Here is a 12,967-nt window from a genome sequence, read left to right as displayed (position 1 = left end):
GTCGTACTGACCATCCCGCTGCACAGACCCGAGTGTGCTCCGTCACGTCCAACTTAGTCAACTAGAGGATTGACTTAGTCATACAAACGATTGATTATCGCTCTGTCACGATCGACGCGACGGAGGGATCAACATGACCAGGCAGTTCCGGGTGGGGATCATCGGCGGCGGCACGGGCGGGCTGTGCCTCGCGCAGGCTTTGCGCAAGGCCGGTGTCCCTGTCGCCGTCTACGAACGCAGCGGGGTCCGGACCGAACGGCTCCAGGGCTACCGCGTGCACATCAACCCCAAGGGTGCCGCTGCCCTGCACGAGTGCCTGCCCGCCGACCAGTGGCAGGCCTTCGTCGAGACCTGCGGCAGCTCGGGTGGTGCCTTCAGGTTCGTCAACGAACAGCTCGATGAGCTGCTGATGATCGAGGACGACGTCACGTCCGGGACTGGACGCGACCCAGCCCGGTCGCACCACTCGGTCAGCCGGATCACCCTGCACCAGGTGTTGTCCGCCGGACTGGACGACGTGCTGCACCTGGACAAGGAGTTCGAGCGGTACGAGCGCGCCGACGACGGCACCGTCACCTGCCACTTCGCCGACGGCACCACCGCGACCGTCGACGTCCTCGTCGGCGCCGACGGGGCCAACTCGCGCGTGACGCGCCAGTACCTGCCCGAGGCCCGGCGCGTGGACACCGGGATCCGTGCGATCGCGGGCAAGCTCCCGCTCACCGACGAGGTCCGGCGCTGGCTGCCGCGCCACCTGCAAGACGGCCCGAACAACGTGCTGCCGCCATCGGGCTGCGGCATGTTCATGGCCCCGCACGACCTCAGCGACAGCCTGCTGTCCGCCACGGCGAACACCATCGGTGGCAACGACGAGTCCGCGCGGCTCGGACTCCACTTCGACAACACCACCAGCTACCTCATGTGGGCCTACGCCGCGAACGAGGGCAAGTACCCGTGCGACGAGGCGCGGCTGTCCACACTGGACGGTACCGGCCTGCGGGACCTGGCCGGCCGCCAGATCGCGGGCTGGCACCCGGACCTGCGCCGGATGGTCGCGGAAACACCGGGGGAGACCGTGACCCTCCTGCCGATCCGCACCTCGGTGCCCGTGACCCAGTGGGAGACCACGAACATCACGGTCCTCGGCGACGCGATCCACAGCATGACGCCCTTCCGCGGCATCGGTGCGAACACCGCGCTCCGGGACGCCCAACTGTTGGCGCGCAACCTGATCGACGCCGCACAGGGCAAGCGGGAGCTGCTCGCCGCCATCCGGGACTACGAGACCCAGATGATTGACTACGGCTTCGCCGCCGTCCGCCTGTCCCTCCGTACCGCGAAGCAGACGATCTCGAACAACTGGCTGGGCCGCTCCATGTTCAAGATCGCCCTGCGCGTTTTCGCACTCGTACCTCCGTTGAAGCGCAAGGTGTTCGCCGACCTCGGCAACGACTGACGCGTGAATTCACAGGACCTGTAAGTGGACCCGGCGAGACTGCTTGGATCTTGGGGTCGTGGTTGGAGCGTGTTTCCTGTTGGGAGCTGGTGACCGGACCGTCGTGGGTGGTGTCGGCGTGTCGTTGATCAACTAGGCGAGGTCTCCGGTAGATCGTGAGCGTCGCCTCGACGATCTCTCGGGCGCATCAGCACCGCAGTTGGCCCGCGGAAAGGGAATCTGCAGGTTGAGCCACCCGGTGGGGTCGGGTTTACCACCTAGACCGAGGGAATCCGGGTGCCCCGCACCGGGGCGGCCGACAGCGGACCCCCGGGCCGGGTGTTGGCTGACCGGGCTTACGCGTCCCGCGCCAACCGCACCCACCTGCGAGAACGCAGCCACCATCCCACAACCGGTCGACCAGCTCCGTCACCGCGAGAACAAAGGACGAGCGGGTGGTCGACCACCCGCGTTCGACCCCGAGATCCACACCCAACGCCACGCCGTCGAATGCGGCATCAACCGCCTCAAACGCAACCGCGCCGTGGCCAGTCTTACCATCGCTGCCACCGTCCTCGGCTCCGATGACACGCATGACAGGTTCAACCACTGTGTAGTTTTCAAACAGCGAGTCGCCCATGGCGACGCGGTGGGAGGGCACGGCAAACACACCCACCATGTGTTTGCCGTGCCTGAACTCCGCGCCCGGCATGCTCGGGTCGCGTTCCGGAGGGATCTGCGCGGGTCTCAGGTGGTGGTCGCCAGTACGAAGGGCAGGACCGCCGGTACTCCTGCCTCTCGCAGCAGCTTGGCCGCGACCGTCATCGTCCAGCCCGTCTCCAGGCGGTCGTCGACCAATAACACCGGCCCGTTCACCGCGAAGAGCCGCTCCGTGAGGTGCGCGTCGACCGTGAGCTTCCGCCACACCTGGGCCAGGCGCAACGCGCTGTTCGCGCGGTGCTCCCCGGACGGTTCCGAACCGATCTGGCCGAGTAACTCCAGCCGTCCGATCGCCGCGAGCCGTTCACCGAGACTGGACACGAGCTTCGGCCTGCTCTGCGACCCGATCGTCACCACACCGACCGGCCGCTCCGTCCAGTCCCACGACGCCAGCACCTTGATGCACGCGTTCACCACGTCGTCCGGCACCGATCCGTCCGCTGTGGTGGGTGCGAACATGTCGCGCAAACGGTTGCCCCACCCGACATCCGTCAGCCTGCCCAGCGCCCTACCAGGTTCCGCGACCACCTCGGCGCCGATTCGACCGGAAAGAGGAACGTCCAGTCGCGCCATACCGCTTGGCCATTGACGACGCGGATCGACCTCGACGCCAGGGCGACGTAACCGCTCGCTCGCCTCCTCGACCCGGTCCAACGACACCTCGGTGCTCCACCTGGGACCGGAACAGTTGTCGCAGCGGCCACACGGCGCGGCATGCGGGTCGTCCAGCTGCCGCAGCAGGAACTCCATGCGGCACTTGTCCGTCGACTGGTAGTCGAGCATCGTCTGCTGCTCGGCCTGCCTCGCCTCGGCGATGCCGCGGTAGCGCTCGCTGTCGTACTGCCACTCACCTCCGGTGGCGGTCCACCCGCCCTTCACCCGCCGGACAGCGCCGTCGACGTCCAGCACCTTCAGCACCATCTCGAGCCGTGAGCGGGACAGGTCGCACTGCGGTTCGAGGGCCACTGTGGACAGCGGGCGGTCGGCGGCGGTCAGAGCGTCTACCACCTGCCGCACCGCTGGCTCCGGCGGGAACGCCAGGGACGCGAAGTACTTCCAGATCGCCCGGTCCTCGGTGCCGGGGAGGAGCAGCACCTCCGCCCGTTCGACGCCACGTCCCGCACGGCCGATCTGCTGGTAGTAGGCGATCGGCGACGCGGGAGAGCCGAGGTGGATGACGAACCCCAGGTCGGGCTTGTCGAACCCCATGCCCAGCGCCGACGTCGCCGCGACCGCCTTGATCCGGTTGGCCAGCAGGTCCTGCTCGATCCGTTCCCGCTCGGCGGGCTCGGTCTTGCCGGAGTACGCCGCGACCTCGTACCCGCTGTCCCGCAGGTACGACGCCACCTCGTGCGCCGACGCGACGGTCAGCGTGTAGATGATGCCGGAGCCCGGCAGCTCGCCGAGGTGTTCTGCCAGCCACGCGAGCCTCGCCTGCGGAGTCGGCAGGTCCAGCACACCGAGGTGCAGGCTCTCCCGGTCGAGCTCGCCGCGCAGCACGAGCGTGTCCTGCTTGCCCAGGTCGAGCTGGTCGGCGACGTCCCGGACCACCCGGTCGTTCGCCGTCGCCGTGGTGGCCAGGACCGGCACACCCTCCGGGAGCCTGGTCAGCAGCGTGCGGAGCCTGCGGTAGTCCGGCCGGAAGTCGTGCCCCCAGTCGGAGATGCAGTGCGCCTCGTCGACCACCAGCATCCCGGCCGACGCCGTCAGCTCCGGCAGCACGGTCTCCCGGAAGTCCGGGTTGTTCAACCGCTCCGGGCTGACCAGCAGCACGTCCGTGCGGCCCGCGAGGACGTCGGCCTGGACGTCCAGCCATTGGTCGAGGTTGGCGGAGTTGATGGTCGCCGCGTTCACCCCCGCCCGCGCCGCCGCGGCGATCTGGTTGCGCATCAGGGCGAGCAGCGGCGAGACGATCACCGTCGGCCCGTTGCCCAGTTCCCTTAACAGTGCGGTGGCGAGGAAGTACACGGCTGATTTGCCCCACCCCGTGCGTTGCACGACCAGCGCTCGCCTGCGGTCGACCACCAGCGCCTTGATCGCTGTCCACTGGTCTTCCCGCAAGGTCGCGCCTTCGCCGGCGAGGGCACGGAGCCGGGTTTCTGCTGAGTTGCGAAGTGCTTGCTCGTCCACGGGATCCACGATGGCGCATCGGGCGCGAGTGGGCCAGGACAAGCCCGAGCGAATGGGACTTTCGTTCGGAGAAGTGGTGGGCGACACATCCGGCCGGAAGCCGCTGCACGTACGCTGACCAGCTATGACAGGTCGTCGGATCGGGATCATGGGTGGCACCTTTGATCCCGTGCACCACGGGCACCTCGTTGCCGCCAGCGAGGTCCAGGCCAAGTTCGACCTCGACGAGGTGATCTTCGTGCCGACGGGGCAGCCCTGGCAGAAGAGCAACCGGAAGGTCAGCGCCGCCGAGGACCGCTACCTCATGACGGTGATCGCCACCGCGTCCAACCCGCGCTTCTCGGTCAGCAGGGTGGACATCGAGCGCGGGGGCACCACCTACACGATCGACACGCTCCGCGACCTGCGCGGGATCCACCCGGACGCCGAGCTGTTCTTCATCACCGGCGCGGACGCGCTCGAACAGATCCTGTCCTGGCGGCAGGCGGAGGAGCTGTTCTCGCTCGCCCATTTCGTCGGCGTGACCAGGCCCGGCTACCGGCTGGACAGCAGGCACCTCCCCGCCGGTTCGGTGAGTCTCATCGACGTGCCCGCGATGGCGATATCCTCGACAGCGTGCCGTGAACGGGTCGCTTCCGGCCTCCCGGTCTGGTACCTGGTCCCCGACGGCGTTGTCCAGTACATCAGCAAGAGAGATCTCTATCGGGAGGCTTAACCCGAGAAGCCTCCGCACGGGTACTCTCTCAGGGTTGAACTGCCGCTTTGACGAACGAGGAGTGACGTGGCCGCAACGCACGACGCACGGGAGTTGGCGCTGGTCGCCGCCAATGCGGCAGCCGACAAGAAGGCCAGCGACGTGATCGTGCTGGACGTCTCGGACCAGCTGGTCATCACGGACTGCTTCGTGATCGCCTCCGCGCCGAACGAGCGGCAGGTCGGCGCCATCGTCGACAACGTCGAGGAGAAGATGCGCGCGGCGGGCACCAAGCCGGTGCGCCGTGAAGGTGCACGTGAAGGCCGCTGGGTGCTGCTCGACTTCGTCGACGTGGTGGTGCACGTCCAGCACGCCGAGGAGCGCGCCTTCTACGGCCTCGAGCGGCTGTGGAAGGACTGCCCCCGCATCGAGTTCGTCCCGGACGGCATGCCGGCCGAGCCGAACGGTACCGAGGGCGGTTCGACGTGACCCTGCGCCGGCTCGTCCTGTGGCGACATGGCGAGACCGACTACAACGCTTCGAGCCGGATGCAGGGCCAACTGGATTCGGTGCTCACGGACGTGGGCCGCAACCAGGCCAGGTTCGCCGTCCCGGCGCTGGCCAGGTTCTCGCCGGACGTCGTCGTCGCGTCGGACCTGAAGCGGGCCACGGACACGGCGACGATCTTCACCGAGACCACCGGTGTGCCGCTGCGGTTCGACAAGCGGCTGCGGGAGACGCACCTCGGTCTCTGGCAGGGCATGACCGGCCCCGAGGTCGACGAGCAGTGGCCGGGTGCCCGGCAGATCTGGCAGACCGACCCGACCTGGACGCCGCCCGGTGGCGAGGCGCGGGTCGAGGTGGCTTCGCGTGCCGCCGAGGTGGTCGCCGACCTCGACCAGTCCACTGAGGACACGGCGGTCCTGTGCGCGCATGGCGGGCTCATCACCGCGCTGACCGGGTACCTCCTCGAGCTGCCCGTCAGCACCTGGGCGAAGCTCGGCGGCATCGGGAACTGCCACTGGGTGGTGCTCGCGCGCCGGGCCACGAGCGGTCTGGCGTGGCGGTTGATCGTGTACAACGCCGGCATCACCGGCTGACCTGCGTTGACGACCCTGTTGGTGTTCGGGGACTCGCTGAGCTTCCACGGACCGGACGGCCCCTATCCCGCCGACGACGAGCGGCTGTGGCCCAACCGCGCCGCAGCCGTCCTGGGCGGTCACGCCGAGCTGTTCGCGAGGTCCGGCTGGACGGCCCGGGACGCGTTCTGGTCGCTCACCAGCGACCCCAGGGTGTGGACCGAGCTGCCGAAGGCCGACGTGCTCGTGCTGGCGGTCGGCAGCATGGACACGCTGCCCTCGCCGCTGCCCACCTACCTGCGCGAAGGCCTGCGTTACCTGCGGCCCGAACCCCTGCGCCGCTGGGCACGGGACCGGTATGTCGCCGCCCAGCCGTGGCTGGCCAGGGCACTCCGCGGCCGCCCGGTGGCGCTGCCACCCACGCTCACCGTCCGCTACCTCGACCGGGTTCTCGGCTCGATCCGTGCGTTGCGCCCGGACCTGCCCGCGGTGGGGGTCCTGCCGCCGGTGCACAGGGCCAGCTCGTACGGGTTCGTGCATACCGGGCGGGCCACCGGAACCGCCGCGATCCAGGCGTGGGGCGACAGGGCCGGCGTGCCGCTGCTCGACCTCGCGTCGCTGGTCGGCGACCACGTGCTGGGTGGCCGGGGCAACCCGGACGGCATGCACTGGGGCTGGGAGGCGCACGAGCTGGTGGGCAAGGCCCTGGCCGACACGGCCGGTGCGCTGCTCGACCGGCCGCGATGACCGTCATCTTCCCGCCGACAACGTAGGCTCCCGACCGTGCCGGTCGCCGTGGTCACCGATTCGAGTGCGTACCTGCCGGATGGCTTCGCCAACCGGCACGCTGTGCACGTCGTGCCGCTGCACGTGCTGATCGACGACCGGTCCGGGCTGGACGGCGTCGACTTCGGACCGGTCGAGGTGGCGACCGCGCTGACCGGCAAGCACACGGTGACGACCTCCCGGCCCAACCCGGACGAGTTCGCGCGGGTCTACCGGCGGCTGCTCGACGAGGGGGCGGACGGCATCGTGTCGGTGCACCTGTCCCGCGAGCTGTCCGGGACCTGGGACTCGGCGCGGCTGGCGGCCCAGGAGGTCGGGGTCGACCGCGTCCGGGTGGTCGACTCGCGGACGACGGTCATGGGGCTCGGTTTCGCGGTCCTGCGTGCCGCGACGGTGGCGGCGGCAGGCGGCACGGGGGAGTCGGTCGAGGAGGCCGCGGTGACGGCGGCCGCGCGCACCACGGCGTTCTTCATGGTCGAGACCCTCGAATACCTGCGCAGAGGCGGGCGGATCGGGTCGGCCGCCGCGTTCTTCGGCACCGCGCTCGCGGTCAAGCCGGTGTTGCACGTGAAGGACGGCCACATCGTGCCGTTGGAGAAGGTGCGCACCACGAACCGGGCGGTCGCGCGCCTGGTCGACCTGGCGGAACAGGCCAGTGTGGCCAGTGGGTCGGACGGCGTGGAGCTGGCCGTGCACCACCTGGCCGCCCACGATCGCGCGGTGGAACTCGCGACCCGGCTGGACGAGCGGATCTCTCCGTCGTCCGGGTGCCTCGTGTCGGAACTCGGCGCGGCGATCGGTGCGCACACGGGTCCGGGCATGCTCGCCGTCGTCGTGTGCCCGGCCGACCGGTAAACCCCGCATCGTCGCACGGCGCACCGACAATTCCGTGCCCGTGGTCCGCTGTCGCGGGCAGTTGTCCACAGCCCACCGACTTGTCCACAGCGAACGTCCACCGGCCCGCCCGTCCGCCCGCTCCCGCATATCGTCGAACCCGTGATCGAAACGACTGCACGCCGCGAGCGGCGAAACGACGAGACCCGGGACCGGCTGACGAGCCTCATGGCACAGGCCCGCGCGGAACCGAGGACCGAGACCGCCGAGCTTCCGCCGGACCAGGAGTGGGAGGACGTCTCGGCCGATCCACCCGAACCGCCACCTCGTGAGCCGTGGTGGCGGCGTGGCAGGGCGGGCCGGCTGGTGGCGGAGTGGACGCCCGAATCGGCCGGTGGCCGCAGGCGGAAGCTGGCCGTCGCGGCGGTCGGCGGGCTCGTCCTGGTCATCATGATCGCCGTCGGCGTCGCCGTGACGTCGGGCGGCACGGAACACGAGCCACCGCCGGTGCTACCGGTCGCGGCGGCGAGCGAGGCCGCGGCCGAGTCGTCCATCGTGGTCAGCGTGGTGGGCCGGGTCACCCGGCCGGGCCTGGTCACGTTGTCCGAGGGCGCGCGCGTTGCCGACGCCCTGCGCGCGTCCGGTGGCCCGGTGCCCGGGGCCGACCTCGGTGCGCTCAACCTCGCCCGCAAGCTCGCCGACGGAGAACAGATCTACGTCGGCGTGCCACCGCCACCCGGTGCCGAGCCGGTGAGCGGGGCGACGGCGCCCGGTGAACCGCAGAAGATCGACCTGAACTCGGCCACGCTGACCGATCTCGACACGTTGCCCGGAGTGGGCCCGGTGACCGCGCAGAGCATCGTCGACTGGCGCACCGAGCACGGCCGGTTCGACAGCGTCGACCAGCTGCGGGAGATCGACGGCATCGGACCGAGCCGGTTCGCGAAGCTCCAGGACCTGGTCGTCGCGCGATGATCAGCGGGTTGGGGCTCGAGGTCGGCGGCAGGCAGGACTGGCGGCTGGTGCCCGCCGCGCTCGTGGTGTGGCTGGCCACGATGGCGGGGCTGTTGCTCGGCTGGTGGTGGGCCGCCGTCGCCGGAGCCATCGGGGTCGCGGTGGGCATCGCGGTGCTGGTCCGGTCCCGTGGACGTTCGGCGCTCGCACGGTGGTGGCGCCGCGGTCTGGCGTGGTCGTTGCTGGTGTGCGGCCTGCTGGTGGGGCTGGCGGGCACGGTGCGGCTGCGCGCCGTCGCGGAGGATCCGCTCCGCGCACTGGCAGGGGCGGGTGCGTCGGCGATCGTCCGGGTCGAGGTCACCGAACGACCGAAACCGGTGGTCTCCTCCGGCTTCGGCGGGCAGCAGGGCGGCGTGTGGACCGTGGTGGTGCCGGCCCGGGTGGTGAGCGCGGTGGTCGCCGGCCGTCCGGTGCGATCCACGGGCGCGGTCGTGGTGATCGCGTCGGCCGACCGGTGGCGCGCGCTGCTTCCTGGCCAGCAGCTGACCGCGACCGCGGCGATGGCTCCCGCCAAGCCGGGCGGCATGACCGTGGCCGTGCTGCGGGTACGGGGGCCGCCGGAGGCGGTGACCGAGGCCGCGGTGTGGCAGCGGGTCGCGCAGACCCTGCGTGGCGGACTGCGGGACGCGGCGGGTGTGCTCGACCCGGAGCCGCGCGGATTGCTGCCCGCGCTGGTCGTCGGCGACACGGACGGACTGCCCCAGCAGGTGGTGGGCGAGTTCGAAGCGGCAGGGCTGGCGCACCTGCTGGCGGTGAGCGGTAGCAACCTGGCGATCGTCTGCGTGGCGGCGCTGCTGCTCCTGCGGACGCTGCGGTGCGGGCCGAGGACCGCGGCCGCCGGGGCGATGTTCGCCCTGGTCGGGTTCGTGGTGCTGGCTGGGCCCGAGCCGAGCGTGTTGCGGGCGGGCGCGATGGGTGCGGTCGGGCTGCTGGCGCTCGCCGTCGGACGGCAGCGGGCGGCGTTGCCTGCGCTGGCCGTCGCGGTGATCGTGCTGGTGCTGTGGGATCCGGCCATGGCCGTGAGCATCGGGTTCGCGCTGTCGGTGCTCGCGACCGGCGGGCTCGTGTTGATCGCCCCCAGGTGGGCGGACCGGCTCGCGGCGCGCGGTGTGCCACGTGGGCTTGCCGAGGCGCTGGCGGTGCCCGCGGCCGCGCACGTCGTCACAGCGCCGGTGGTGGCGGGGTTCGCGGGCGAGGTCAGCCTCGTCGCGGTCGTCGCGAACCTGCTGGCCGCCCCCGTGGTCGCGCCGGCGACCGTGCTCGCGGTGCTGGCGGCGGTGGTCGCACCGGTGTCGCCGTGGCCGGCCGAGGTGCTGGTGCGGGTGGCCGGGCCGGAGGCCGATTGGCTGATCTTCGTCGCTCGGCACGCGTCCGCGGTGCCCGGGGCGGTGATCGACTGGCCGGACGGCTGGCTCGGCGGGGTGTTGCTCGCCGGGTGCGTGGGGTTGCTGGTGGCGGCGTTGCGCACGCGGCGCTTCCGGACGCTTGTCGCGGTGCTGCTGACCGGGCTGCTGGTCGTGGTGGTGCCGTTGCGGGTGATCTCGCCGGGGTGGCCGCCGGACGGGTGGGCCGTCGTGGCGTGTGACGTCGGACAGGGGGACGCTTTGGTGCTCGCGACCGGCGATGCCGGGCGCGCTGTCGTGGTCGACACCGGGCCGGAGGCGGTGCCGCTGGACGGGTGCCTGGACCGGTTGGACGTGTCGCGGGTGCCGTTGGTGGTGTTGAGCCACCTGCACGCGGACCACGTCGGTGGGCTGGACGCGGTGCTGGCGGACCGGGCGGTGGGCGCGGTGGGCGTGAGCCGGGCCCGTGAACCGCATTGGGCTTGGGAGGAGGTACGCGGGAAGGCACGTGCGGCAGGGGTGCCGGTGGTCCAGATGACCGCCGGGCAGCGGTTGGCATGGCCCGCGCTGGTGATCGAGGTGCTGGCGCCGGATGAGGAGGAGGTGATGCCCAGGGCGGAGTCGGACGGTACGGAGATCAACAACGCGTCGCTGGTGTTGCGGGCCACCACGCCTGCCGGGCGGGTGTTGCTGAGCGGGGACGTGGAGTTGTCCGCGCAGGCGCGGTTGCTGGACGCGCGGGTGGACCTGTCCGCCGACGTGATCAAGGTGCCGCACCACGGCTCGCGGTACACGTCGCCGGAGCTGTTCTCGGCGGCGCGGGCGCGGATCGCGCTGGTGAGTGTCGGGGCGGGAAACCGCTACGGGCATCCCAGCCCGTTCACGATGCGGTTGCTCGCACAGACCGGGGCGCTGGTGTTGCGGACCGACACGAGGGGGGACACGGCGATCGTGGCGACGGACTCCGGGCCGAGGGCAGTCACGCGTGGGGCGTCGCGGGCACCGCCTGGTTCTCCCTAGGCGTAACCGATGGTGTGCCTGTCGACGGGTCGGTTAGCTTGTGCCGCGTGTTCGACAAGCTGCGGAAAGCCGTCGTTGGTGAGGACCTGCCGACCGAACCGGTCGTCGTCCGGATCCAGGATCTCCGGTTCGGCATGTTCACGGTGACGGGTACGTGGGATCCACGGGTCGTCACGGTGCACGGGCCGTGGCAGGCGGTGGTGACGCTGAGCGCGTCACTGCAGCTGCCCGATGCGTTGAAGCGACGGCTCGTGTGGCTTGTCCGGCCGCCCCGCATCGTGCCCAACAGCCGACACGCGGTCGCGTTGACGGTCGACGGGCAGCCGATGCCGCTGGACTGCGGGCGGCGTGGGCTGCGCCGGTCGACGTTCAACGTCCGGGCGACCGTGGCGGGGCGGGAGTACCTGCTTCGCCACGAAAGGCGGTGGCGGGCACGGTTGGAACGCAACGGGCACACGGTGTCGCGGCTGTCCACATCGGATCGTGGGGCCGCGCTGCGTGCCGTGCACGAGCCCGGTGCGGACGTCGTGGACGCGACCGTCGGCGTGGCGCTCGGGCTGGTGCTTGGCGTTGGTGCGCCTGGGTTCCTGCTGAACATGCTCGACGCGCTCTGACCGCGATTCGGGCCAGAGCGCGTCGAGCTGGGGCTCAGTCGGCCAGTGCTTGGCGGACGGCGTCCGCGGACGGCGGCACCGTCGCGCGCGGGCCCACCTGGTCCTGCACGGCGTCGAGGGTCTTGAGGCCGTCGCCGGTGATGAGGAGGACGGTCTCGGCCTCGGGGTCGAGCTGGCCGGTCTCGATGAGCTTCTTGGCCGTGGCCACGGTGACGCCGCCTGCGGTCTCGGCGAAGATGCCTTCGGTCCTGGCGAGCAGGCGGATGCCTTCGACGACCTCTTCGTCGGACACGTTCTCGACCGAGCCGCCCGTGCGGCGGACGACGTCGAGGACGTACGGGCCGTCGGCGGGGGCGCCGATCGCGAGGGAACGGGCGATGGTGTCCGGCTTCACCGGCGTCACCACGTCGTGGCCCGCCTTGTAGGCGGCGGCGACCGGGGAGCAGCCCGTGGCCTGCGCGCCGAACACGCGGTACGGCTTGTCGTCGACGAGGCCGAGGCCGGTCAGCTCGCGGAAACCCTTGTCCACCTTGGTGAGCTGGGAACCCGACGCGACCGGTACGACCACCTGGTCGGGGAGCCGCCAGCCCAGCTGCTCGGCGACCTCGTAGCCGAGGGTCTTCGAACCCTCGGCGTAGTAGGGCCGGACGTTGACGTTCACGAACGCCCAGTCCTCGTGCTCGGCGGCCAGTTCGGTGGCGAGGCGGTTCACGTCGTCGTAGTTGCCGTCGACGGCGATCAGGGCGCCGTCGTACACGGCCGTCGTCAGCACCTTCGCCCGTTCGAGGGAGGACGGGATCAGCACGACCGACTCCCAGCCCGCGCGGGCGGCGGCCGCGGCGACCGCGTTCGCGAGGTTGCCGGTCGACGGGCAGGCGAGCACCCGGAAACCGAGCTGCCGTGCGGCGGCGAGTGCGACGCCGACGACGCGGTCCTTGAAGGAGTGGGTCGGGTTGCCGGTGTCGTCCTTTACCCACAACGACTTCACGCCGAGTGCGGCGGCGAGGCGGTCGGCCTTCACCAGGCGGGTGAGGCCGGGCTCTGTGTTGGGGTGAGCGTCCACATCGGACGGCACAGGGAGGAGCCTGCGGTAGCGCCAGATGGACTTGGGACCCGCCTCGATCTCCGCTCGGGTGATGTCACCGAACTCGTAGGAGACCTCCAGCGGGCCGAAACACTCGGCACACGCGAATTCGGCGGCCAGTGGGATCTGGTTGCCACACTCACGGCAGGTCAGGGCACGGGCAGGCCCGAGATCGAGCGTGGTGGTGCCGGCGTCGGCGGTGATCGTCATCGCG

Annotated in this window: 11 protein-coding genes; 9 read left to right on the top strand and 2 right to left on the bottom strand. The window is 70.8% G+C overall.

The annotated features are described in order from the left end of the window. The first annotated feature begins 133 nt into the window (after positions 1 to 133). On the top strand, positions 134 to 1,456 hold the full coding sequence (locus tag ACYQ77_RS28525) for an FAD-dependent oxidoreductase (RefSeq protein WP_459716603.1): 1,323 nt from the start codon (positions 134 to 136) through the stop codon (positions 1,454 to 1,456). Positions 1,457 to 2,182: 726 nt separating this feature from the next. Here ACYQ77_RS28525 and ACYQ77_RS28520 read toward each other — a convergent pair. Continuing rightward, complete coding sequence (locus ACYQ77_RS28520; protein ID WP_459716601.1) at positions 2,183 to 4,285, bottom strand: RecQ family ATP-dependent DNA helicase; 2,103 nt, start codon at positions 4,283 to 4,285, stop codon at positions 2,183 to 2,185. A gap of 124 nt (positions 4,286 to 4,409) precedes the next feature. On the opposite strand from ACYQ77_RS28520, the gene nadD reads away from it, so the two are divergent. The 8 genes from nadD to ACYQ77_RS28480 all read left to right on the top strand — a co-directional run bounded on the left by nadD (position 4,410) and on the right by ACYQ77_RS28480 (position 11,669). Beyond that, positions 4,410 to 5,000, top strand: coding sequence for a nicotinate-nucleotide adenylyltransferase (gene nadD / locus ACYQ77_RS28515; protein ID WP_459716599.1), 591 nt, complete (start codon positions 4,410 to 4,412; stop codon positions 4,998 to 5,000). Positions 5,001 to 5,066: 66 nt separating this feature from the next. After that, positions 5,067 to 5,468 (top strand): ribosome silencing factor, encoded by a 402-nt coding sequence (gene rsfS, locus ACYQ77_RS28510; protein ID WP_459716598.1) that lies wholly within the window; start codon positions 5,067 to 5,069, stop codon positions 5,466 to 5,468. Next, positions 5,465 to 6,079, top strand: a complete 615-nt coding sequence (locus tag ACYQ77_RS28505; protein WP_459716596.1) for a histidine phosphatase family protein — start codon at positions 5,465 to 5,467, stop codon at positions 6,077 to 6,079. The genes rsfS and ACYQ77_RS28505 overlap by 4 nt, the downstream gene beginning before the upstream one ends. A 6-nt stretch (positions 6,080 to 6,085) precedes the next feature. Beyond that, entirely contained in the window at positions 6,086 to 6,805 is a 720-nt protein-coding gene (gene octT, locus ACYQ77_RS28500) for a diglucosylglycerate octanoyltransferase (RefSeq protein WP_459716595.1), read from the top strand. Positions 6,806 to 6,841: 36 nt separating this feature from the next. Next, positions 6,842 to 7,699 carry a DegV family protein gene (locus ACYQ77_RS28495; RefSeq protein ID WP_459716593.1) on the top strand — a complete coding sequence of 286 codons (858 nt, stop codon included), beginning with the start codon at positions 6,842 to 6,844 and terminating at the stop codon, positions 7,697 to 7,699. A gap of 141 nt (positions 7,700 to 7,840) precedes the next feature. Beyond that, positions 7,841 to 8,653: a helix-hairpin-helix domain-containing protein gene (locus ACYQ77_RS28490; protein WP_459716592.1), complete on the top strand. Its 813-nt coding sequence runs from the start codon at positions 7,841 to 7,843 to the stop codon at positions 8,651 to 8,653. After that, positions 8,650 to 11,055 carry a ComEC/Rec2 family competence protein gene (locus tag ACYQ77_RS28485; RefSeq protein WP_459716591.1) on the top strand — a complete coding sequence of 802 codons (2,406 nt, stop codon included), beginning with the start codon at positions 8,650 to 8,652 and terminating at the stop codon, positions 11,053 to 11,055. The genes ACYQ77_RS28490 and ACYQ77_RS28485 overlap by 4 nt, the downstream gene beginning before the upstream one ends. Before the next feature lie 47 nt (positions 11,056 to 11,102). Beyond that, complete coding sequence (locus tag ACYQ77_RS28480) at positions 11,103 to 11,669, top strand: hypothetical protein (protein WP_459716589.1); 567 nt, start codon at positions 11,103 to 11,105, stop codon at positions 11,667 to 11,669. Between the two features lie 34 nt (positions 11,670 to 11,703). On the opposite strand, the gene thrC is transcribed toward ACYQ77_RS28480, so the two are convergent. Next, a complete protein-coding gene (gene thrC / locus ACYQ77_RS28475; protein ID WP_459716588.1) occupies positions 11,704 to 12,963 on the bottom strand; it encodes a threonine synthase in 1,260 nt (419 codons plus the stop codon). Positions 12,964 to 12,967: the final 4 nt, after the last annotated feature.

The organism is Actinophytocola sp. KF-1 (genome assembly GCF_054661535.1).
Note: the sequence above shows the minus strand (reverse complement) of the source record. Positions and strands in the feature narration are given on the sequence as shown.

Coding starts and splice junctions, on each gene's coding strand:
- ACYQ77_RS28525 (WP_459716603.1), top strand. CDS start 134: ATGACCAGGCAGTTCCGGGTGGGGATCATCGGCGGCGGCACGGGCGGG.
- ACYQ77_RS28485 (WP_459716591.1), top strand. CDS start 8,650: ATGATCAGCGGGTTGGGGCTCGAGGTCGGCGGCAGGCAGGACTGGCGG.
- nadD (WP_459716599.1), top strand. CDS start 4,410: ATGACAGGTCGTCGGATCGGGATCATGGGTGGCACCTTTGATCCCGTG.
- thrC (WP_459716588.1), bottom strand. CDS start 12,963: ATGACGATCACCGCCGACGCCGGCACCACCACGCTCGATCTCGGGCCT.